This window comes from Acinetobacter sp. S40 (assembly GCF_016624705.1).
GTDB lineage: Bacteria > Pseudomonadota > Gammaproteobacteria > Pseudomonadales > Moraxellaceae > Acinetobacter.
This window is the reverse complement of record NZ_JACVTU010000001.1, coordinates 247,027-269,787: the sequence shown is the minus strand read 5'-3', so window position 1 is coordinate 269,787 and position 22,761 is coordinate 247,027. Positions and strand designations below refer to the sequence as shown.

The following is a 22,761-nucleotide window of genomic DNA, read 5'->3' as shown; positions in this document are numbered from 1 at the left end:
CCTTACTTTTTTTGCTCTGGAGTCATGGGTAATGAAATTACTACGGTTTGTGCAGCAGGAGGAGAAAACATCCGTAATTGTGTTACGGCACGTGTTCCAATTTGAGCGGTCGCACCAAAGGTTTGCTGCTCAATCAGTAGACGTCCCCATTCCGCATTGAGATCGTCTTTCTCACGCATATAGGTACTTAAATCACGATAATCATGACGATATTCAAATACCTGAAATACCACCATCATGGCACTAATAAACACCAAAATGATTAAGATTGCATAAGTAACTACTCTTCTAAAAGTCGTTTTATTTGCGGATGGTGTTTGATCTTCTGCTTCCATTATTTGCCTTTTCATACTAATCGTTCGGCAACCCTAAGCCATGCACTGCGTGAGCGTGGATTGGATTTTACTTCTTCTTCACTGGCACGTAGTCGCGCAATTTTCTTTAAACGTCGTGTATCTACTTGCTGTTGAGGCAATCCCCAGCCTGTATCCTCTGCCAAAGTTGATTCTTTTTGAATAAACTGCTTAATTAAACGATCTTCCAGCGAATGAAAACTAATCACTGCTAAGCGGCCTTTCGGTTTTAACAACTCTACCGCTTGAGGTAAAAAGATTTCAATATCTTCTAGCTCTTTATTTATTGCAATTCGAATGGCTTGAAAAGTTCGCGTTGCAGGATGTTTATGTTTTTCCCATTTGGGGTGCGCAGTTTTCACCAATTCAGCCAATTGACCCGTAGTTTCAATATACCCTGCCTGTTTAATCACTTTGGCCAAACGACGACTATATCGCTCTTCACCATATTGATAAATAATATTGGCCAAGTCTTCTTCTTTAATATCAAGTAACCATTCTGCTGCGGTTTGTCCCTGCGAATTGTCCATGCGCATATCTAACGGGCCATCCTGCATAAAACTGAAACCTCGTTCTGCCTGATCCAACTGTGGCGAAGATACGCCCAGATCTGCCATGATCCCATCCACCTGCATAATTCCAATTTTATTCAGTTCATTTTGCAGATCAGCAAAACTGGCATGAATAATCTGAAAGCGGGAATCCGTTTGCGCTAATTCATGAGCAACGGCTAAAGCTTGAGGGTCTTTATCAAAAGCATAAACTCGTGCATCAGCATCCAGTCGATCTAGCAAATTTCGCGTATGACCACCGCGACCAAAAGTGCCATCTACATAAATTCCCGTGTTACGTTCAGCCAGTAAAGCATCCACAGTTTCATGAAGTAAAACGGAAATATGTGACATAAGGACAAGATCATTAAAAGCTAAAAATTTAACTGCACATTATTACCTTGTTTTGATAAAGCTCCAAACGACTTTTTGTTGGGAATTATTATTTTGCATCGACAAAACCATTTTATTTGCCAATGTTCGAACCAAATAAACAATAACCACTGCTTTTTATTATGATCAAGAGTTCTAATTTTTTGGAAATTATTTTTATCACATAAAAAACCAATCTGATCATCTATAACCAGATTGGTTTTGTACATCAAATCGCAGCTTGAAGTTAAGGTTTCTCAGCTGAAATTTGATCATAAATTGCACCATTTACAAAATGAGTCTTTTGCGCCTTAGCCCATCCGCCAAACACATCACCAATGGTGAATAGTTTAATTTTTGGAAACTTGCCCGCATATTTGGCTGCTGCTTTGGCATCACGTGGTCTAAAATTGTATTTTGCAGCCAGATCCTGACCCAGGGGTGAATATAAATAATTCAAATACCCTTTTGCTAAAGTACGGTTACCGTCTTTATCTACGGTTTTATCGACAATCGCGACAGAAGGTTCGGCTAAAATAGAAATGGAAGGATAAACAATTTCATATTGATCTTTACCTAAACCTTGCTGCGTCGCCAGTAAAGCTTCGTTCTCCCATGACAACAATACATCACCAATGCCGCGTTCTGCAAAGGTAGTCAGGGAACCACGTGCCCCCGAATCTAGCACTTTGACATTGTGATAGAGCTTTTTCACCAACTCACGCGCTTTGGCATCATTGCCACCAGGTTGTTTTAGCGCATATCCCCACGCAGCTAAATAAATCCAACGTGGCGCGCCACCTGTTTTTGGGTTCGGCGTAATAATCTCAACACCGGGCTTAGTCAAATCATTCCAATCTTTAATTTGCTTAGGGTTACCCTTGCGTACCAAAAAAACGATGGTGGAAGTGTAAGGTGCTGAATTATTTGGAAACTCTTTTTGCCAGTTTTTTTTAATTAAGCCCGCATTGGCAATTTCATCAATGTCATTGGCCAATGCCAACGTCACAACATCGGCCTGCAACCCGTCAATTACAGCACGTGCCTGTTTACCTGATCCCCCATGTGATTGTTTAAAATCAACATCTTGTCCCGTGCGTTTTTTCCAATATTCACCAAAGCTTTTATTATATTCCTGATAAAATTCACGAGTTGGATCATAAGACACATTTAAAAAAGAAGTCGCCGCATAAGCCACGCTTGCACTTGTCCCCAACCATGCCAGTAATACTGTGGATAAAATCTTATTCATAACCTTCTCTTAACATTATTTTTATTCACTATATTTTAATATAAAATTTTTACAATCAAATACTTATATAATATATTCAGAAACATATCGCATTTTATGCTAAACTTCATAACACTATATTTTATACAAATTGATATTTAAGAAGTTTACATTTTTAAAATGTCTTCATGCTTTATCCATATTGATTTGTTAAAAGAAGGATGTTGTAGCATTAAGTATCTATGAAGGAACATCTTGACTGATATTTTTTATATTTTTGTAAAAAGTGTGACATAAGACGCATTTTTATTGTATATTTATAGCTGAATAGTAATTATTTTAGTTTACATTTTATTGTAGACTTGTGGTTCAGCGATAAAAAAAGACACATGCTGGGGGATATTTGCATGAAGATGCAGTTAGTTAAAGTCATTGGTTTAAGTTTAAGTTTGGGACTTTTTTCTCAGATAAGCACTGCCGCAGTTATTAAAGACACTCAAATCAAACCCAGTGAAAAAAATGTATTGATTGAAAAAGCATTGGATCAACAAAAACGTAATCTATCCTCGTTACCGACGACAGATGATGAACTTAAAATGCTAAACACCATCCGCGTTGCACCAAGCCAAAATTTCTTTGCAACTCAACATCAACGTTTCTCACGTTTTGTACAGTCATTTTTTCAATCGCATACGTCTTAATTCTTCGTATTGCTGATTAAAATTCACAAAAAGTCTGGCAAGTTTTGACTTAAATAATGGTCAAGACGTCAGACTTTTTCCGTTATACTAAGCCCAATTCCTTTTTTGATTTTATTTTTAAATGATGAAAGTTCGTACGCGTATTGCCCCATCTCCTACAGGTTTTCCACATGTGGGAACCGCTTATATTGCCTTGTTTAATCTTTGTTTTGCTAAACAACATGGGGGCGAATTTATTCTACGTATTGAAGATACCGATCAGCTTCGTTCTACTCCCGAATCAGAAAAAATGATTTTGGACTCTCTACGTTGGTTAGGCTTGAATTGGGCTGAAGGTCCAGATATTGGTGGTCCACATGCGCCCTATCGCCAATCAGAACGGATGGGAATTTATAAGCAATATGCGTTGGATCTGATTGAAAAAGGTCATGCTTTTTATTGTTTTGCTACAGCAGAAGAACTCGATCAAATGCGTGCAGAACAAATGGCGCGTGGCGAAACACCAAAATATGATGGTCGTGGTTTAAAACTTTCGCAAGAAGAAGTTGCAAGCCGTCTGGCAGCAGGAGAACCGCACGTTATTCGCATGAAAGTGCCTGAAGACGGTATTTGTCGTTTCAATGACTTATTACGTGGCGAAGTGGAAATTCCATGGGCACAGGTAGATATGCAAGTCCTACTAAAAACTGATGGTTTACCGACCTATCATCTGGCCAATGTCGTCGATGACCATTTGATGGAAATTACCCATGTATTAAGGGGTGAAGAATGGTTGCCATCGGCACCAAAACATCAATTGTTATATCAATATTTCGGTTGGGAAATGCCAGTACTTTGTCACATGCCATTACTGCGCAATCCTGACAAATCCAAATTATCCAAACGTAAAAATCCGACCTCGATTAATTATTATCGTGATATCGGCGTATTGCCAGAAGCCTTACTTAACTATTTGGGACGTATGGGCTGGTCAATGCCAGATGAACGTGAAGTTTTTACTTTAGATGAAATGATCAAACATTTTGATATTCAACGTGTGTCTTTGGGTGGACCTATTTTTGATGTAGAAAAACTTAACTGGCTCAATGGTCAATGGATTAAATCCCTCACTCCGGGACAACTGCTTGATCGTTTATTAGCGTGGAAAAATGATCGCAAAACGCTAGAAGACATTGCTGCTGCAATTCAACCACGGATTCATTTACTTTCAGAGGCGGTAAATTGGGCTGGTTTTTATTTCAATCATATGCCAAATATTACGGCAGAGATGTTTGAGAGCAAAAAACTGACGCAAGAACAAGTCCGCCAAAGTCTTCAGTTTGCCATCTGGCGTCTAGAGAGCCAATTCGCGTGGAATAATGACACGGTTAGCCAGATTTTGATGGATTTGGCCAATCAAATGGACGTTAAATTACGTGACTTTATGCCCGCATTCTTTATTGCGATTGCAGGTTCAACCAGTTCAACTCCTGTCATGCAATCTATGGTTACGATTGGACCAGATTTAACCTTTGCTCGTTTACGTCGCGCTCTTGAAATTGTGGGGGCACCAAGTAAAAAAGAGCTCAAAGTTTGGGAAAAGCTCAATGAATCATTAAAATTGCCGAAAAATGATGCAGTTGATGAAGCATAATTAATTTTTTTATTGACGCATTCACACAATACCCCTAATATGGCGCTCACACAGACTGGGGTCATAGCTCAGTTGGTAGAGCGCTACAATGGCATTGTAGAGGTCAGCGGTTCGATCCCGCTTGGCTCCACCAGATCTCAGAGTGTGTTGCCTCATAAGTCCCTATCGTCTAGAGGCCTAGGACATCGCCCTTTCACGGCGGTAACCGGGGTTCGAATCCCCGTAGGGACGCCAAATTTCTAAAAAGCCGCTGCACAGACAGCGGCTTTTTTATTATTTTTATTTTAGCAACTCTTGGTTAAAATAGAGAAAAATAGGATTCTGGAGCATTTATGCAGTACCGTTGCCCAAAATGTCAAAGTGTTAAAATTATGCCTGTCGGGCAAGGTGGAACTTCGGCTCGTCCAGTGATTCCCAAAAGTTTAGTGATTTTACTGCCTGCTATTTTCATTTTATTATTTCTAGTGCTGATGAGTATCGGCATGTGGATTTTTGGTAGCGGTGCAGGCCCAAAACTACAGATTGCAACTGTGGTCGTTTTCGTGGTTGCGGCAGGTGCAGGCCTCATGTTCTGGCGTGATCTGCCTAACTTTAAACTCAGTATGCAGGCATTCATGCAATCGCAAAAAAACTGGAAATGCCGCGAATGCCATCACGAGTGGCAAATTTAATTCAATTTTGGCTAAGATAGCTTAAGAGCCATTTTAATGTGAATGGCTCTGGGTTTCATGTTTATGATGATGTCCCGTACTATCTTCATGCTCATGCACAATACACTCATCTTCTTCAATCTGTAAGGTAATTTCAGAAATTCCGTGTTGATGCGATAGCATTTCATAGGCATTACGATATAGTTGATTACGATCCGCTTGCGGTGCAAATAAGTGTACGGTGAGATGAACATTCTTTGAAGTAATCGCCCAAACCTTTAGTTGGTGAATACTTTCTACACCCTCCAGCGCTAATAAATCATTGCGTAATTGTTCAATATCAATTTCCTCTGGTACACCTTCCAGCAAAATATTGATACTTTGTTTCAATAATATCCATGTTCTTGGTAGTACCCAAAACCCAATCAAAACCGCAATAATCGTATCGACCCAATACCATTGGGTAAAGTAGATAATAATAGCCCCAATGATCACCCCTACCGAACCCAGAGCATCACTTAAAACTTCCAGATAAGCACCTTTAACATTTAGACTATCTTGCGCACTCGACACTAAAATCTTCATAGAAATCAAGTTAATGATTAGCCCAATGATTGCCACTATCATCATCCCCACACTCTGGATTTCGGGCGGATGAGTAAAACGCTGATAAGCTTCAAATAAAATATAAATTGCTACCATAAACAGCATAGAAGCATTAAATAATGCAGCTAAGATTTCAAAACGCTGATAGCCAAAGGTACGTTTATCGTCGGCAGGTCGTTTAGCCACTTTGATGGCAGCCAATGCAATAGCAAGTGCAGCAGCATCAGTAAACATATGCGCAGCATCAGACAATAACGCCAGACTTTGAGTGATAAACCCTGCTATTACTTCGACGATCAAAAATGTGATCGTCAGTGCCAGAGCAATGGTGAGTTTTTTTGCATTTTCTTCCGTCACGACGGCATGACTATGGTCATGCCCATGATGTTCACTCATGCGTCACTCCTTATTTTTCAAAATGCTCCACTCTGAGTGCAGCCTGTTATTTTTTGATGTGCTATCTTCAGGCATCACTTGTGCATGAAGATAGCACAATTTAGTTAAAACTTTTTTCAGTGTGGCAGATCAGGTTTTGGCTGCAAAGAGTTTGCAGATTCATTAATCCAGCGATAAACCACAGGCAATAAGATCAATGTCAATAAAGTTGAAGAAATAATGCCACCAATGACGACCGTTGCCAAAGGTCGTTGTACTTCAGCTCCTGTTCCTGTGGCTAAAGCCATTGGAATAAAACCTAATGAAGCCACACATGCAGTCATCAGTACAGGACGCAATCGCAATACTGCGCCCCGCCAAGTTGCTGTTGCAGCATCATATTGTTGACGCAATTCTTTGATAAAGGTCAACATGACTAGACCATTTAAAACCGCAACACCTGAGAGGGCAATGAAACCAACCCCAGCTGACATAGATAAGGGAATATCACGTAACCACAAGGCTATTAATCCACCTGACAAAGCAAAAGGTACTCCGCTAAAAACCAGTAAACTGTCTTTAAAATTATGGAACACCGCCATCAGCAACATAAAGATCATGATCAAGGCCAAAGGTATTACAATCTGCATTCGTGCCTTGGCAGATGCCAGATTTTCAAACTGTCCACCAAAACCTAACCAATAACCACTTGGTAGTTTTTGCTGTGCCAATTCTATTTGCATCTCTTTAACAAAAGAACCTAAATCACGATCACGCACATTAGCCGTGACCACCACGCGACGCTTACCATTTTCACGACTTACCTGAGCCAATCCCAGAATATTTTCAACTTTAGCAATATCCTGTAATTGAATTAACCCACCATTCGGAAGTTGAATAGCTAATTGTGCCAATTGCTGGGGGGTACGCATCTCATCGCTTAAACGAATCACAAAATCAAAACGGCGATCCCCTTGCAAAATCTGCCCAACAGACTGTCCACCCATACTTGCCGCCACTAGATCCTGAATGGATTTAACAGATAAGCCATACTGTGCCGCCAATGCGTGATCAATATTGATATTTAGCAAAGGCAAACCCTCGGTTTGTTCAACCTTCACTTCGCTGGCACCCTCAATCGTTCTCAGCTTTTGTGCAATTTTCTCAGCTTCCTGGCTCAAAACTTGTAAATCATCGCCAAAGACCTTCACACCAATGTCACTGCGTATGCCTGAAATCAGCTCATTAAAGCGCAGTTCAATCGGTTGTGAAAACTCACTATTATTACCAGGAATATGTTCAACATAAGCCACCATCCGGCTACGTAGTTCATCGATATTTTCTGTGGATTTTGGCCATTGTTCACGCGGTTTAAGCAAGATGATCGCATCAGAAATATTAGGTGGCATGACATCAGTTGCAACTTCAGCCGTTCCTGTTCTGGCAAATATTGCTTTTACCTCAGGAAAATTTTGAAGCAGTTGTTTCTCGACCTGTTCCTGTATTTTCAACGATTCTTCAATACCTGTACTAGGTGCGCGCATCAGTTGTAGCGCAAAATCTCCTTCGCTTAATTGGGGTGCAAACTCACTACCTACTCGTGTAAAAATAGCAGCGCTTATAACCAAAATGCCCATTGCTAAGGCAACAACCACATATTTGAACTGATAAGCCAGATTAAGCACATCGGCATATTTGTGCTTTAAAATCTCCATCCAACGACTTTCTTTTTCTTTAACTTCACCTGTTACCCATAGCGCCATTGCTGCCGGAACAAACGTTACGGATAAAATCATTGCACCGATCAATGCCAGAACCACTGCCATTGCCATAGGGTGGAACATTTTGGCTTCTACACCAGAAAGTGCAAAAATAGGCAGATATACCACCATAATAATTAATTGACCGAAAATCAGCGGTCGACGTGCTTGCTTAGCTGCCTTAAAAACTTCAATAAACCGTTCTTGACGTGTTAGTAGCCTGCCTTTGACATGTTGGGCTTCCGCCAAACGACGTATACAGTTTTCTACAATCACCACCGCGCCATCGACAATAATGCCGAAATCCAGTGCACCTAAACTCATCAAATTGGCACTGATATTCTGCTCCGCCATTCCTGTAATGGTGAACAACATCGATAATGGAATAATACAAGCGGTAATCAACGCTGCCCTAAAATTACCTAAAAAGACAAACAGGATCACAATGACCAGAATTGCGCCTTCGATCAGGTTCTTGGCCACCGTTTGAATGGCTTTATCGACCAGCGAACTACGGTTATACACTGTTTCAATGACGACTCCTGTGGGTAAGGAACGCTTTATTTCTTGCATCTTATCATCGAGGGCCTGAGCAACAGTCTTACTGTTTTCCCCCATCATCATCATGGCAATACCAAGTACCGTTTCTTCACCGTTATAGGTGGCTCCACCTGTTCTAAGATCATGCCCAATAGAGACGGTGGCTATATCTGCCACACGAATTGGTAGACCATTTTTTTGACTCAGCATGACATTTTCAATGTCCTGAATCGTATTTAAGGTTCCTGGCACACGAACGGTCAATTGCTGACCGTTTTGTTCTAGAAAGCCTGCACCACGATTTTCATTATTTTCAATTAAAGCCCTTTGTAAATCTGTGACAGGAATCTGTAATTGCTGCAAACGCTTTAAATCTGGAGAAACAATATAGGTTTTATTATAGCCACCAATACTATTTACCTCAGCTACTCCTGCCACCCGTTGTAATTGCGGACGTACAATCCAGTCCTGAATCTCACGTAAATCCATTGCCGTATAAGTATGACCATCGGCTTTTCTCGCATTTGGCTGGGCTTTAATCACCCATTGATAAATTTCCCCCAATCCTGTAGAAATCGGCGACATTTGCGGATCAATGTCATTCGGCAAGGCACGTTGTACTTCCTGCAAACGTTGATTAATCAGTTGTCTCGCCCAGTAAATATCTGTGCCATCTTTAAAAATAATAGTGACCTGAGATAAACCATAACGCGAAATAGAACGGGTTTGCTCCAGATTGGGGATTCCCCCCATCGCATTTTCAATCGGGTAAGTAATACGTTGCTCAACTTCTGCTGCAGTAAAACCGGTGGCCTGAGAGTTAATCTGTACTTGTACATTCGTAATATCTGGCACAGCATCAATGGATAATTTTTGATAGCTATAAAATCCCACCGCAATCCATGTCAAGGTAAATAACATGATCCAAATTGCATGACGAATAGAAAATTGAATGATGCGATCAAATAGACTTTGCGCAAGAGGAAAGTCTATTTTTGATTTAGTGTCCATGTTCAGCGTCCCCTTTTTCCATCTCTGATTTCAAAAGAAAACTGCCCTGACTGACATATTGCTGGTTAGTGGTTAAACCAGATTTAATCTCCACCCATTGACCATCACTAGAATAATTTCCCACCTCAACCACGATAGGTTCAAAATGAACCAGATTTTTTTCACTTTTGGCAACAAAAACCACCGATTTTCCATCAACTTGCTGAATCGCATTCTTACTGACCCGAAGTACAGGTTGGCCATCATGCGCCTGCAACATTACATTCACCATTAAATTTGGACGTAACTCCTGGGCGGGTGTTAGCACTTTAGCCCGCACCTGTAAGCGACCAGTTTGACTATCGGCTTCTGTAGTTAAAGTTTGAACCTGCGCTTTAAAGCTATTTTGAGTTTGTAATGACCGAAAATCAATTTGCTGATTTGGCTGTATCGTGACACTGCCTGCACTGGGCATAATAAATTCCAGCCAGAGTTGATCGAGCTGATCAATCACAAACAATTGCTTATCTGAAGTGATATATTCACCTACTACAATATCCTTTTGACTCACCACTCCGCTTAAAGGGGCTTTTAAAGTATAACGCCCCTGACTTCCTGCACTTGCCCCCAAAGCAGATAACCGAGTACGTGCTGCTTGCACCTGAATCTGAGCCTGACGATAGGCATTATAGGCCTTTTGATAATCTTGTCGTGCCGAAATACCCTGATCAAACAATTGCTTTTCACGCTGGTAGTCCTGCTGCGCCAATGTCAATACTTCTTGAGCAATGCTCAGAGTGGCCTGCTGATCAACCAGTTCTGGAATAAAAACAGTTGCTAAAACTTGGCCTTTCTTAACCTGTTGTCCAAGTAGGACATTGACACTTTCTACACGTCCCGTAAAAGTTGAAGCCACATGCGCCTGCTGATCAGTATTGGCAATCAATTTGGCAGGATACTCCAAAGATTGAGAAACTGCGCCGTACTGAACTTGTGCTAATTTTACGCCAAATTCCAACATTTGCTGTGGTGTTAAATTCAGCGCTTTGCTTTCTTCAGAATGTTTTGCTTCTTCTCTTTCATCATATGCGTGAGTCGATTCCGCTTCACTATGTCCATCTTCAGTTTGTTGATTTATTTTGGATGAATCCTTAAGCACCATCCACAGGCTGAACAATATGCATGTACTCATCACCAACCCAACCCAGAGCCATTGTTTTTGAATATTTTTAAGTGACATCATTCGGCTCCTGAAACGATATTAAAATTACGGGTGTTTTGCCATAATGTTCGATTCATTTGGTTAATTGCATCACTGGACATGACTTGTTCGGGCACAATGCCAAGTGCCAGACTTTCAGTTTCTATGGCTTTTTGCCATGCGCTTTTAAGAAGTTGTACTTTTTTTAAACGCTGTTTCTGCAATTGAGCTGTGGCTTGTTGTACATCGGTAATCGCATATTTCCCAACCTTAAAACCCACCAACATTTTCCTTTGCACTTCCTCAGACAAAGGAATTTGCTGATCATTCATTAGGTCATATTGTTGTTTTAATCCCGTAAGTTCGCTCTGTAATGTTTCAATGTGATTGAGATTTTGCTCACTGTAAAAACGTTGTTGCTGCAATAAAAAATCTTGCTGCGTCTGTGCGATCTGAAGTGAATACTGCTGACGATCAAAAATATTCAATGGAATTTCCAATCCCACTCGAAACTGTTGTTCACGGTTATTACTGTCTGCGCTTTTATTATTGACCATCCCCACATTTAGCGTTGGGTTAGGACGACGTTTTGCCTTCAAATAGTCCACATTGGAACGTTGTTGTTGCAGTTGGAGCTGAATCGTACGCTGGAATAAATTCTGCTTTAAATCATCTGCTACATCAGCCTTATTTTGTTTAGGCCATACATTTTGACTCTTCGCATCTAAACTAAATGTGTTCCCCGTTTCACCCCATAAATTAGCTAAACGTTTTCTGGCAATATTCAGGTTTAATTCGACCTCTTGGGCCGCACGCTGATTTTCAATATGCGTCATCAATGTACGATCCTGATCGACTTGCGCAATGCTACCTGCTTGATAACGCAATTGGGTCGCTTCTAAAATGTCCCGACTATTGGCCAATTGTCGTTGTGCAATTTGATTTTCCATTTCAAAGATCACAACTTGTGACCATAAATTTTTAACCACAAGTTCAAGTTGCGCTTCATAGAGGGTCTGATTTAAATCAACCTGCTGACGTTGAAGCTGCGCTAGTTTTGTTGCAGCTTTACGCTCACCAAACACATCCAGTTTTTGTGAAATGCCAAATTCCAGCTCACGATCCTGATCAGCGTTAAATCCCGTTTGCTGAACTGAGAATGTAGGATTTTCCCAGACGCGGCTTTGTTGAATATGCGCATCTGCCATGCTCTGTTGTACTTGCCAAGTGCCAAGCTTCGACTGATGTCGGCGCACTTTTTCCAATACCTGAATAAAACTCATAGCCGACGGTTCGGCAGAAGAACTCTGTTTTTGCTGTGAAAAATCAACCTCAGCCCATGTCAACGCTGAGGAAGATAACAATGCAAGAAGCAATGCCATCGGCATCGTTTTTTTCGGCGATACCGTAAGCTGTGCCTGTTGAAAGATATATGTGTACATAAAATAACCCTTTCGCTTTAAATATAGAAAGGTGGGTTATTTTTCGGCTACCCCACCTATAGCGGGGTTAAAACAGGAGGTGGGTTAAATCTAGAGAGATGTGGGGATTTATAAGTATTCGCCCAATCATAAATTGATCGGGTTAAGTAACCACTTCTTGAGGGTTCTGGTGCATTTTGTTTGATCTCAACCACCACGATATGCATGCAGGTTGGTAAATGATCATGATGATCCATCCAGACAGCAGGCACGTGTCCCGTGATATTTTTAACACCGTGACTCTTCGACTCAGAATGCTGATTGACAGAAAGACTCACATCTAAATGATGCCCAAAATGGTAAGGCTGGTTTGTATGATTTGAAACCGAAGCATTTTCGTGCGCGCAAAAAGCTGCTGCCACATTCCATAAACTCTGGAACATGAACAAACTTAGCAAAATTGCAATAAACACTGAACGCTTCATATATGCTTTCAACTCAAAATGCGCCTTACTATAGCAATTGCTCTCTGTGTAATAGAATTACATTTCATCAAAATACTGGATGTTTTATAACAAAACTACATCTCTTTGAAAGATTTTTATGTGAAGCATAACACTTTTTTAAAGTTGACCAACAAACTCACTGCTTGTTACAAGAAATGGATGCATTCTTTAAAAAACTAGCCTATATTGAAAGTGTTAGCTTAGTTTATGAGCAACAAGGAGCGTAATATGAAGTTTGATTATCTAAAAACAGTATGGACACTGTTGTTTCAAGCTCAAGACTCTAAAAATGATGTCTTTTTACTTTTAGATACTGATGCAGAGCATGAATATCAACAGGGTCTCTATTTTGAACAATTAGCACTCAATGACCAGTACCAACACTTTATGCGTCATCACATTTATCGCCATCTAAATGATGAAGTTCAACCTTATACAACCAGTTTTGCTTATCTCAATGAACGCAATGCCATCTGGTGTTTTTTACGATCCGCACTGCGTGGTCATCCAGAAGCTGAGTATAAAATGGGAATAGGTTATTTGAATGGTCAATTAGGTCTGGATCGAGACTATAGTAAAGCGGAAACTTGGCTTAAACGAGCTGCCAAAGATGGTCATCCTGATGCTAAACGCTGTTTATATGATGCTTATAGTCAACTCGCCTTCTCTTAATTCAATCAATAGGTTAAGAAATTAAGTGCATAAAAAAACCAGCTCGAAAGCTGGTTTTTTTATGCATAGAAAATTATCCTGTAATTTTTCTATATTTGCCGCGTTTTTGTACAGCATCTTCGCCTAAACGTGACTGACGATACGCTTCGTATTCTGCATAGTTCCCTGTATAGAATTCAGGTTGCTCATTCTCAAATGACAAAATATGCGTTGCGATACGATCCAGGAACCAGCGGTCATGCGATACCACCATTACAGTGCCAGGGAATACAAGAATTGCATCCTCAAGTGCACGTAAAGTTTCGATATCCAAATCGTTCGATGGTTCATCCAGCAAGATTACGTTCGCGCCCATCTGAAGGATCTTGGCGAGTTGTAAACGATTACGCTCACCCCCAGACAATTCCCCAACACGTTTTTGCTGATCCTGTCCTTTAAAGTTAAAGCGACCGATATAAGCTCGTGACGCGATTTCATAATCGCCGATTTTTAAGATATCCAAACCGCCAGAAACTTCTTCCCAAACTGTTTTATCATTATCTAGAGTATCGCGAATCTGACCGACATACGCGACTTTAACCGAATCACCTAAAGTCACAGTACCAGTATCAGGTTGCTGTTCACCTGTCATCATACGGAATAACGTGGTTTTTCCCGCACCGTTAGGACCAACAATTCCGACAATCGCTGTAGGTGGAACCGTAAACGTTAGATTTTCGTACAAAAGACGACCATCAAATGATTTACTGATACCTTCCACTTCCACAACTTTATTACCCAAGCGTGGGCCTGGTGGAATATAGATCTCAGATGTTTCATTACGCTGTTGGAATTCTTTCGAGTTCAGCTCTTCAAAACGCTCCATACGCGCCTTGTTTTTCTTTTGCTGACCCTTAGCATTTGAACGAACCCATTCAAGTTCTTTTTTCAATGCTTTAGCAAAAGATTCTTCCTGTTTTTGTTCCTGCTCTAAACGAGCATTCTTTTGTTCCAACCAAGAAGAATAGTTACCTTGATAAGGAATACCATGTCCACGGTCAAGCTCAAGGATCCACTCAGCTACATTGTCCAAGAAATAGCGGTCATGCGTAATCGCCACAATCGTACCCGGAAAATCTTTTAGGAAACGTTCTAACCAAGAAACTGATTCTGCATCCAAATGGTTCGTCGGTTCATCCAGCAACAACATATCTGGCTTGGAAAGCAATAAACGGCACAATGCAACACGACGACGTTCACCACCTGATAGCAAAGATACATCTGCATCCCATGCTGGAAGGTTCAAGGCATTCGCTGCAATTTCCAACTGATTATTTAAATTATGCGCATCCCATGTCTGGATAATTGCTTCTAATTTTTCTTGTTCTTTGGCAAGTTTATCAAAATCAGCATCAGGATCAGCATATTCAGCAAAAACCTGATCTAAACGCTCAAGAGCATCAAGTGCTTCGCGTACACCATCTTCTACGTTGCCACGCACATCCTTATTTGGATCAAGGGGTGGTTCTTGCTCAAGATAACCAATTTTAATACCCGGCTGTGCACGCGCTTCACCTGAGAAATCTTTGTCCACGCCCGCCATAATACGGAGCAAAGTCGATTTACCTGCACCGTTTAAGCCGAGCACACCAATTTTGGCACCCGGAAAAAATGATAAAGAGATATCCTTAAGGATTTCGCGCTTTGGCGGAACCATTTTGGAGACTCGGTTCATCGTATAAATATATTGGGCCACTTAGGACTCCTCAATAGAAAAACCAATACATCGCACTGAGCGAAAAAATAGCAGCTATTATATGCTGAATACTGCAAAAAAATAAGGCATGATTCAGTTTAATCAGAATTTATAACTGATAAATGTCAGCTAAATTGTTTCGTGATATAAAAAATGCAGGGAGCTATTCCATGCATTTTTTTAAATAAAATTCTGTTATACCGTTATTTTAGTCACGATTTATTTTACAAAGTTATTCAACAATAAATCCTTTACATCCTCAACACGACCTGATATTAGGGCTTTAATCGCATACAGTGAGGTTGAAGAAACTTGATTAAGATTCGGATCAGGTGGCATTACTAATTCCATCGGATTGGTATGCACATCCAGTAAAGCAGGCCCATCATGTTTTAAAAAGTTCTCCACTGCCTGCTCTAGTCCATCGCCATGCGTCACTGTTTTCCCATGCAAACCTATCACCGTTGCAAGCTGACCAAAATCAGGGTTCAGTAGATCAGTATAATGATCAAGCAGTCCCTCTACTTTTTGTTCGAGTTCAACAAAATTCAGCGAACTATTATTAAACACCACGATTTTAATCGGAAGTTTTTCCTGAATAGTCGTAAGCAGATCACCAAGTAACATGGCTAAACCACCATCGCCACATAAAGCAATGATCTGTCGCTCTGGAAAGGCTTTTTGTGCACCCAATGCCTGTGGCATAGCATTGGCCATCGTGCCATGCAATAAGCTGGTAAAGGTTCGACGTTGACCATTTACATCAATATGACGTAACACCCAAACCATTGGCGAACCGCCATCTCCAAAGAAAATTGCATCATCATTGGCATAACGGTTTAGCAACGATACCAAATATTGCGGATGGATCAAACCATCTTTACCTACCCGTTCCTCTTTATGTCTGACTTCATCACTGTGACGTTTCAGCTCTAGACAATGATCCAGAAAATCTCGATCTTGTCGAGTTTCTAGCAAGGGTAATAACGCATTTAAAGTAGATGAAATTTTGCCGACTGCACCTAATGTAATCGGGTGTCTGCGTCCTAAATGAGTTGGATCAATATCAATTTGCACAATTTTAGCGTGGTTTGGATAGTATTGTGCCCAAGCAAAATCCGCCCCCAGCAGAATTAACAAATCACAATCCATTAAGGTGTGATAACCTGCTTTATTGCCAAAAATTCCCGTCATCCCCATATTGTAAGGATTATCGTATTCCACAAAGTCTTTGGCTCGCGAGGTATGAGCGATTGGTGCTTTTAATTTTTCGGCAAAAGCAACCAACTGATCGTGTGCACCTTCGCAGCCGGCTCCCGCATAGATCCCAATTTTATGATGTTGACCAATCAGATCAACTATTTGCATGAGTTCTGACTTACTCGGCAAAATGTCAGGCTCAGTACGATGTGAAATAAAAGGCAAACCTGCCTCTGCCGAGGCTTCGCTAATATTGGCAGGCACAATCACCACAGCAACACCACGTTTGGTTAAAGCCGCTTGGCAGGCCATACTCATGATATGTCGTGCCTGAGAGGGTTGAGTGATTTCCTCGCAGAAAACAGATGTTTTGGCATAAACCGATTTAAAATCGACGTATTGTGGGAAATCAATAAAACCAGCCATTTCAGTCGAAATCTGGCTAGCGATTAAAATTACTGGCGCACGATTACGATGAGACTCATATAAACCATTAATAAAATGCAGACTACCTGGCCCACACGATCCTGCACATGCGGTTAAATGGCCACTCAATAATGCATCTGTACCAGCAGCAAAACCACCAACTTCCTCATGCCGGACATGAATCCATTCTATATTGCTTTTTGACATCGAGTCGGTGACGTGATTTAGAGTATCACCGACAATGCCATAACAACGCTGTACGCCTGCCTGCTCAAGCACTTCGATAATAATGTCAGATACTTTTTGAGTACTCATTATGTGACTTCTCCAGTTTTTTTATCATGTATTGAATCGCTTTTGTTTTTATGGTGGCCTTGCTGTGGAGTAATCGCCAGTAGGTTTTTGTGAGCTTATCTAAACATCATGTAAGCCGAATCTTAAAACTCTATTACGTTGTTTTAATGCCCTATAAAATGTCTCCTCACATGTAATAATTTAAGCGTTATTAATTCTTTAAATGGTTTATTTTATTGATTTAAAACAATCATATGTTTGCAACAAATTGATATTAAAAAAAATGCTGACTGTTCCACAAAAATATATAAATTAAATATATAGAATATGATAAAAAAGAAGCTTGCTTAAATTTCACGCTTCAATGGACATGATAATGACACAAACTTATAAAGATGAAACTCTTGCCATCCATGCAGGCTATTCACCAGAACCAACCACCAAAGCTGTTGCAGTTCCGATTTATCAAACCACTTCTTATGCTTTTGATAATACTCAACATGGGGCCGATTTATTTGATCTAAAAGTTCAGGGGAACATTTACACCCGTATTATGAATCCCACCACGGCAGTACTGGAACAACGAATTGCTGCACTTGAGGGCGGAATCGGGGCATTGGCATTAGCTTCTGGTATGGCAGCGATTACGTATGCCATCCAAACTATTACTGAAGCAGGCGACAATATTGCCTCAGTTTCAACGCTTTATGGTGGTACTTATAATTTATTTGCACATACTTTACCTAAACAAGGCATTGAGGTACGTTTTTTTGATTACCAACAACCAGAGAGTTTACGCACATTAATCGATGATAAAACTAAACTGGTTTTTGTCGAGTCAATTGGAAATCCATTAGGTAATATTATTGATCTGGAAGCTATTTCCAAAATCGCTCATGAATATGGCGTACCTGTCATTGTAGATAATACCGTGGCAACACCTGTATTACAGAAATCTTTTGATTTTGGCGCAGATATTATTGTGCATTCACTGACCAAATATATTGGGGGACATGGTAATAGCATTGGGGGTGTTATTGTAGATAGTGGCAAATTTGCATGGGGACAATATCCTGATCGTTTTAAAGTCCTAAATACACCTGACCCAAGCTATCATGGTGTAAATTACGTCGAAGCTTTAGGCCCTGCCGCTTATATTGGTCGTGCGCGAGTCGTCCCTTTACGCAATACTGGCGCAGCGATTAGTCCATTAAGTGTATTCCTTATTTTGCAAGGATTAGAAACCTTATCTTTACGCATGGAGCGCCATACTGAAAATGCGCTTAAAGTTGCCGAATATTTAAAACAACATCCTAAAGTTAAATGGGTCAATTATGCTGGCCTAAAAGATCATCCACAGTATGCACTGGCACAAAAATACGTGAAAGGGAAACCCTCTGCCATTCTTTCATTTGGCGTACAAGATAGCCGTGAAGGTGGAACGCGTTTTATTGATGCACTTCAACTATTTACACGTCTGGTCAATATTGGGGATGCAAAAAGTCTGGCTTGTCATCCTGCAACCACAACTCATCGCCAACTTAATGCAGAAGAACTAAAAGCTGCAGGTGTGAGCGAAGATATGGTGCGTTTATCTGTGGGTATTGAACATATTGATGATCTAATCGCCGATCTAGAACAAGCTCTAGCCACCGTTTAAATAAAATTTAACCCGTCATATTTAAGTCCGTCCAAGAACGGACTTTTTTTATTTTGCATCCCTACTTTTTTATGTTAAAAGTCTATTAATCATAGAATAAAATTAGAGCAATTACTCTAAAAACATTTGTAAATTCATACACTTAAATATAGACTTTTTAAAAATTAAATCCAATAATAATGAACTAGACTTTGGTTGAATAAAGTTCTTCACCAAAAATCCAGATGGTAAAAAAACAAGTAAAGCTTTCGGATCAACTTCCGAGCTCAGGGAAAAACGCGTGAATAAAAAACTTGAAACTCTTTTTCAAGAGAAAGTCAAAAATAAAGTCGTTCTGATTACTGGTGCATCCAGTGGCATCGGTTTAACGGTCGCAAAGAAAATGGCAGCGGCAGGTGCTCATGTGCTACTACTGGCACGTACTCAGGAAACATTGGAACAAGTACAAACCGAGATTATTGAAGCAGGTGGAAAAGCTTCAATCTTTCCATGCGATTTAAGCGATATGGATGGCATTGACAAGGTTGCCAAGCAAATTATGGAACAGGTCGAACACATTGATATTCTTATCAATAATGCAGGACGTTCTATCCGTCGTGCAGTTCATGAATCGATTGATCGTTTTCACGATTTTGAACGTACCATGCAACTCAATTACTTTGGTGCAGTGCGCTTGGTTTTAAATATTTTGCCTCATATGATTAACCGCAAAGGTGGTCAAATTATCAACATCAGCTCGATTGGTGTTCTGGCAAATGCGACTCGCTTTTCCGCTTATGTTGCCTCGAAAGCTGCATTGGATGCCTTTAGTCGTTGTCTATCTGCGGAAGTTCATTCACATAAGATTTCCATTACCTCTATCTACATGCCATTGGTACGCACTCCAATGATTGCGCCGACCAAAATTTATAATTATGTTCCAACGCTTTCACCTGAACAGGCCGCCGATCTAGTCGCTTATGCGGTGGTTAAACGTCCTAAACGTATTGCGACTAATTTAGGTCGTCTAGCTTCTATTACCTATTCTTTGGTGCCTGAAGTGAATAATTTATTTATGTCGATTGGCTTTAATTTGTTCCCAAGTTCAGATGCGGCAGTGGGCAAAAAGCAGGAAAAACTCAACTGGATGCAAAAGGCTTATGCTCGAATTTTTCCAGGAGAGCATTGGTAAATTTTTAATATATTGAGACAATAAAAAAACCGCCAGCTGGAATAAACTGGCGGCTTTTTATGATGAGCTAATTAAAAAATTACTTCGACCCTTTAATCCCAGCCTGTAACAATAATGCACCAAAACCACCGATTTTATTTTCCTGCGGTTTATCTTGCTTAGGACGTTGTGGTTTTTTTGACTGATCATTTTGACGAGCAGCCTGAGGACGTTTCCCCTGAGGTTTACGTTCTTCACGTGGCTCTTGTTGATCACGGCGCGGTGGACGCTGCGCTTTTGCAGGCGCCTGTGAACCTTCAGGGCGCATACTTAAATTCACACGATTACGCTCAGCGTCGACGGTGAGCACACGCACTTGGACAATCTGTCCCGGTTTCACTACTTTATGAGGATCCGAAACAAACTCATTCGCCAATTCAGAAATATGTACCAAACCATCCTGATGTACACCAACGTCTACAAATGCACCAAAGTTGGTCACATTCGTCACCACCCCTTCAAGCTGCATGCCTTCAGTTAATTGAGCTACTTCAGTAATGTCTTCGCGGAATTTAGCTGTGCGAAATTCTGGACGTGGATCACGGCCCGGTTTTTCAAGTTCAGTCAATACATCCTGAATGGTCGGTAAACCAAACGTTTCATCAACAAATTCATCAGCTTTAACCTGACGAATAATTTCAGTATTGCCAATAATGTCTTTCACTGTAGTTGCTTTGGCTTCTACAATTTTTTCCACCAAACCATAACTTTCTGGGTGTACCGCAGATGCATCCAACGGTTCTGAACCATTTTGAATACGCAAGAAACCTGCTGCCTGTTCAAAAGTACGCTCCCCCAAACGTGGCACTTTTTTCAAAGCTTGACGATTTTCAAAACGACCATTTTCTTTACGGTATTCTACAATCTGTTGAGCAATCGCTTTATTTAAACCTGCGATATACCCCAAAATAGCTGAAGATGCAGTGTTCACGTCCACACCTACCGCATTTACACAATCCTCAACAACGGCATCCAGAGTTTTAGCCAAACCAGTCTGGTTCACATCATGCTGGTATTGACCCACACCAATCGATTTTGGATCGATTTTAACTAGCTCAGCCAACGGATCCTGCAAACGACGCGCAATCGATACTGCACCACGAATTGAGACATCTAACTCAGGCAATTCGGATGCGGCCAATTCACTGGCTGAATATACAGATGCACCTGCTTCACTGACCGAAACTCGCGTCAATTTTAAGTCAGAGTTTGCTGCCATCATTTCTGCTACAACGGCTTCGGTCTCACGACTTGCTGTGCCATTGCCAATCGCAATCAGGTCAACATTATATTCACGACATAAACGGGCCAACTCAGTGATTGAACCTTCTTTATCTTCTTTTGGCGCAAATGGATAAATAGTGCTGTACGCCAAAACATCACCCGCATCGCTCACTACTGCAAGCTTCACACCCGTACGAATCCCAGGGTCTACACCTAATGTAGTACGCCCACCCGCTGGAGCAGATAACAATAAATGACGTAAGTTTTCAGCAAATACATCCATCGCTTCTGCTTCTGCTGCCAAACGTTTTTCAGTCAAAAGTGAATGTTCAATTTGAGGACGGATTTTACCAAGCCAGAATAATTTAGCAGTTTGCTTTAAAAGTTCCTGACGAGCTTGAGGCTGAATTTGGTCAAGATTATATTCGGTCTCAATACGTGCCAAAGGTGCTTCATCTTCACCATCAACTTTTAAACCCAATACATTTTCCTGACGACCACGTAGCATCGCTAATAGGCGATGAGATGGGACTTTATTCAGATTTTCTGAAAATTCAAAATAATCGCGAAATTTTTTGCCAACTTCTTTTTTCTCTTCTGACGCAACTGCGCTTTTTAACAGCGCACTTTTGGCAAACACTGCCTTCAGCTCTGTCGTTAGGGCAATATTTTGTGCCCATTCATCAATAATAATATGCTGTACGGCATCCAATTGGCTTTCAGCATCTGGATAATCCTCATGGCTAAAGCCTGCTAAAGCATCTACAGGTTCAACATTTTCATGCAGAATTTTTTCTGCGGCAGGCCCAAGACCAGCTTCTTTGGCTTTAAACGATTTACTGGTACGTTTTGGACGATAGGGCGCATAGATTTCTTCGAGCGCATTTTTAGTTTCAGCCGCATTGACCCGTGCTAATAAATCATCCGATAACTTGTTTTGTTCTTTTAATGACTCGATGACTTTCTCACGACGTTCATACAAATCACGTAAATAAGCCAAGCGGGTATCTAACTGGCGCAGTTGTGTATCATCCAAACCCTGCGTTACTTCTTTACGGTAACGTGCAATAAATGGAACGCTAGCACCTTCATCAATTAAACGAATGGCAGCTTCTACTTGGTTTGGACGTACGGCAAGTTCGCTTGCCAACTGCTGAACTAAGTCAGTCATCGTATTTGATTCCACAAGGCTAAAGTTTAAAAGCAATGATTATAAAGACCGAGTCTATAAAATCCACAATTGTTTTGCGTATTAAAAACGAAATTTTGAATTAAACCTGCATTTTTTTCAATTTTTAGGCATTTTTATTTATTCTAGCTCAACTTTTCATCACAAAAAAAGTCTCTTTTAGCCATTACTCCATTCATTACCTAAAAATCCAATGCTTTTGCCAATGCCTTTTAGATAGAAAAGAAAGCATCTTGTTTCTATAAATTTTCATATGAATAT

Annotated in this window: 17 protein-coding genes and 2 tRNA genes; 8 read left to right on the top strand and 11 right to left on the bottom strand. The window is 40.6% G+C overall.

Annotation, left to right across the window (positions count from 1 at the left end; genetic code table 11):
- Window positions 1–2: 2 nt before the first annotated feature.
- The 3 genes from ftsL to IAE19_RS01230 form a co-directional block, all read right to left on the bottom strand.
- A complete protein-coding gene (ftsL, locus tag IAE19_RS01240; protein ID WP_200459365.1) occupies window positions 3–335 on the bottom strand; it encodes a cell division protein FtsL in 333 nt (110 codons plus the stop codon).
- An 11-nt stretch (window positions 336–346) separates the two neighbouring features.
- Window positions 347–1,258 carry a 16S rRNA (cytosine(1402)-N(4))-methyltransferase RsmH gene (rsmH, locus tag IAE19_RS01235; protein ID WP_200459122.1) on the bottom strand — a complete coding sequence of 304 codons (912 nt, stop codon included), beginning with the start codon at window positions 1,256–1,258 and terminating at the stop codon, window positions 347–349.
- A gap of 265 nt (window positions 1,259–1,523) precedes the next feature.
- The gene (locus IAE19_RS01230) at window positions 1,524–2,528 is read right to left on the bottom strand and encodes a sulfate ABC transporter substrate-binding protein (RefSeq protein WP_200459121.1); all 1,005 of its coding nucleotides are present in this window, start codon (window positions 2,526–2,528) and stop codon (window positions 1,524–1,526) included.
- Between the two features lie 386 nt (window positions 2,529–2,914).
- Here IAE19_RS01230 and IAE19_RS01225 point away from each other — a divergent pair, with 386 nt between their 5' ends.
- From IAE19_RS01225 to IAE19_RS01205, 5 genes are all read left to right on the top strand, one after another.
- Window positions 2,915–3,208 carry a DUF4179 domain-containing protein gene (locus IAE19_RS01225; RefSeq protein WP_200459120.1) on the top strand — a complete coding sequence of 98 codons (294 nt, stop codon included), beginning with the start codon at window positions 2,915–2,917 and terminating at the stop codon, window positions 3,206–3,208.
- Window positions 3,209–3,332: 124 nt separating this feature from the next.
- Window positions 3,333–4,841: a glutamate--tRNA ligase gene (gene gltX / locus IAE19_RS01220; protein WP_200459364.1), complete on the top strand. Its 1,509-nt coding sequence runs from the start codon at window positions 3,333–3,335 to the stop codon at window positions 4,839–4,841.
- 57 nt (window positions 4,842–4,898) lie between these two features.
- Window positions 4,899–4,974 (top strand) — tRNA-Ala (locus tag IAE19_RS01215).
- A gap of 25 nt (window positions 4,975–4,999) precedes the next feature.
- Window positions 5,000–5,075, top strand: a tRNA-Glu gene (locus tag IAE19_RS01210).
- A gap of 98 nt (window positions 5,076–5,173) precedes the next feature.
- Entirely contained in the window at window positions 5,174–5,512 is a 339-nt protein-coding gene (locus tag IAE19_RS01205) for a zinc-ribbon domain-containing protein (RefSeq protein WP_200459119.1), read from the top strand.
- Window positions 5,513–5,545: 33 nt separating this feature from the next.
- Here the strand turns inward: IAE19_RS01205 and IAE19_RS01200 are convergent, their stop codons facing one another.
- The 5 genes from IAE19_RS01200 to IAE19_RS01180 all read right to left on the bottom strand — a co-directional run bounded on the left by IAE19_RS01200 (window position 5,546) and on the right by IAE19_RS01180 (window position 12,869).
- A complete protein-coding gene (locus IAE19_RS01200) occupies window positions 5,546–6,493 on the bottom strand; it encodes a cation diffusion facilitator family transporter (protein WP_200459118.1) in 948 nt (315 codons plus the stop codon).
- A 116-nt stretch (window positions 6,494–6,609) separates the two neighbouring features.
- Complete coding sequence (locus IAE19_RS01195; protein WP_200459117.1) at window positions 6,610–9,783, bottom strand: efflux RND transporter permease subunit; 3,174 nt, start codon at window positions 9,781–9,783, stop codon at window positions 6,610–6,612.
- A complete protein-coding gene (locus IAE19_RS01190) occupies window positions 9,773–11,002 on the bottom strand; it encodes an efflux RND transporter periplasmic adaptor subunit (protein WP_200459116.1) in 1,230 nt (409 codons plus the stop codon). The genes IAE19_RS01195 and IAE19_RS01190 overlap by 11 nt, the downstream gene beginning before the upstream one ends.
- On the bottom strand, window positions 11,002–12,405 hold the full coding sequence (locus IAE19_RS01185; RefSeq protein WP_200459115.1) for a TolC family protein: 1,404 nt from the start codon (window positions 12,403–12,405) through the stop codon (window positions 11,002–11,004). The genes IAE19_RS01190 and IAE19_RS01185 overlap by 1 nt, the downstream gene beginning before the upstream one ends.
- Before the next feature lie 56 nt (window positions 12,406–12,461).
- Entirely contained in the window at window positions 12,462–12,869 is a 408-nt protein-coding gene (locus IAE19_RS01180) for a cation efflux protein, CzcI-like (protein ID WP_200459114.1), read from the bottom strand.
- Between the two features lie 249 nt (window positions 12,870–13,118).
- Between IAE19_RS01180 and IAE19_RS01175 the strand changes: the two genes are divergently transcribed.
- Window positions 13,119–13,562 carry a tetratricopeptide repeat protein gene (locus tag IAE19_RS01175; RefSeq protein ID WP_200459113.1) on the top strand — a complete coding sequence of 148 codons (444 nt, stop codon included), beginning with the start codon at window positions 13,119–13,121 and terminating at the stop codon, window positions 13,560–13,562.
- A 73-nt stretch (window positions 13,563–13,635) separates the two neighbouring features.
- Here IAE19_RS01175 and ettA read toward each other — a convergent pair whose 3' ends face one another.
- Window positions 13,636–15,297, bottom strand: coding sequence for an energy-dependent translational throttle protein EttA (gene ettA / locus IAE19_RS01170; RefSeq protein WP_200459112.1), 1,662 nt, complete (start codon window positions 15,295–15,297; stop codon window positions 13,636–13,638).
- Window positions 15,298–15,516: 219 nt separating this feature from the next.
- Window positions 15,517–17,238 carry a thiamine pyrophosphate-dependent enzyme gene (locus tag IAE19_RS01165; RefSeq protein ID WP_200459111.1) on the bottom strand — a complete coding sequence of 574 codons (1,722 nt, stop codon included), beginning with the start codon at window positions 17,236–17,238 and terminating at the stop codon, window positions 15,517–15,519.
- A gap of 355 nt (window positions 17,239–17,593) precedes the next feature.
- Between IAE19_RS01165 and IAE19_RS01160 the strand changes: the two genes are divergently transcribed.
- Together IAE19_RS01160 and IAE19_RS01155 are read left to right on the top strand one after the other, a co-directional pair.
- Window positions 17,594–18,877 carry an O-acetylhomoserine aminocarboxypropyltransferase/cysteine synthase family protein gene (locus IAE19_RS01160; RefSeq protein ID WP_200459110.1) on the top strand — a complete coding sequence of 428 codons (1,284 nt, stop codon included), beginning with the start codon at window positions 17,594–17,596 and terminating at the stop codon, window positions 18,875–18,877.
- Between the two features lie 280 nt (window positions 18,878–19,157).
- Window positions 19,158–20,048 carry an SDR family NAD(P)-dependent oxidoreductase gene (locus IAE19_RS01155; RefSeq protein ID WP_200459109.1) on the top strand — a complete coding sequence of 297 codons (891 nt, stop codon included), beginning with the start codon at window positions 19,158–19,160 and terminating at the stop codon, window positions 20,046–20,048.
- 79 nt (window positions 20,049–20,127) lie between these two features.
- Here the strand turns inward: IAE19_RS01155 and IAE19_RS01150 are convergent, their stop codons facing one another.
- Entirely contained in the window at window positions 20,128–22,482 is a 2,355-nt protein-coding gene (locus IAE19_RS01150; RefSeq protein WP_200459108.1) for a Tex family protein, read from the bottom strand.
- Window positions 22,483–22,761: the final 279 nt, after the last annotated feature.

Bases quoted from the DNA above. Each gene is read 5' to 3' on its own strand.
- IAE19_RS01185 (WP_200459115.1), bottom strand. From the start codon at position 12,405: ATGTACACATATATCTTTCAACAGGCACAGCTTACGGTATCGCCGAAA.
- IAE19_RS01150 (WP_200459108.1), bottom strand. From the start codon at position 22,482: ATGACTGACTTAGTTCAGCAGTTGGCAAGCGAACTTGCCGTACGTCCA.
- gltX (WP_200459364.1), top strand. From the start codon at position 3,333: ATGAAAGTTCGTACGCGTATTGCCCCATCTCCTACAGGTTTTCCACAT.
- IAE19_RS01225 (WP_200459120.1), top strand. From the start codon at position 2,915: ATGAAGATGCAGTTAGTTAAAGTCATTGGTTTAAGTTTAAGTTTGGGA.
- IAE19_RS01230 (WP_200459121.1), bottom strand. From the start codon at position 2,528: ATGAATAAGATTTTATCCACAGTATTACTGGCATGGTTGGGGACAAGT.
- rsmH (WP_200459122.1), bottom strand. From the start codon at position 1,258: ATGTCACATATTTCCGTTTTACTTCATGAAACTGTGGATGCTTTACTG.
- IAE19_RS01200 (WP_200459118.1), bottom strand. From the start codon at position 6,493: ATGAGTGAACATCATGGGCATGACCATAGTCATGCCGTCGTGACGGAA.
- IAE19_RS01175 (WP_200459113.1), top strand. From the start codon at position 13,119: ATGAAGTTTGATTATCTAAAAACAGTATGGACACTGTTGTTTCAAGCT.
- IAE19_RS01205 (WP_200459119.1), top strand. From the start codon at position 5,174: ATGCAGTACCGTTGCCCAAAATGTCAAAGTGTTAAAATTATGCCTGTC.
- ftsL (WP_200459365.1), bottom strand. From the start codon at position 335: ATGGAAGCAGAAGATCAAACACCATCCGCAAATAAAACGACTTTTAGA.
- IAE19_RS01180 (WP_200459114.1), bottom strand. From the start codon at position 12,869: ATGAAGCGTTCAGTGTTTATTGCAATTTTGCTAAGTTTGTTCATGTTC.
- IAE19_RS01195 (WP_200459117.1), bottom strand. From the start codon at position 9,783: ATGGACACTAAATCAAAAATAGACTTTCCTCTTGCGCAAAGTCTATTT.
- IAE19_RS01160 (WP_200459110.1), top strand. From the start codon at position 17,594: ATGACACAAACTTATAAAGATGAAACTCTTGCCATCCATGCAGGCTAT.
- IAE19_RS01190 (WP_200459116.1), bottom strand. From the start codon at position 11,002: ATGTCACTTAAAAATATTCAAAAACAATGGCTCTGGGTTGGGTTGGTG.
- IAE19_RS01165 (WP_200459111.1), bottom strand. From the start codon at position 17,238: ATGAGTACTCAAAAAGTATCTGACATTATTATCGAAGTGCTTGAGCAG.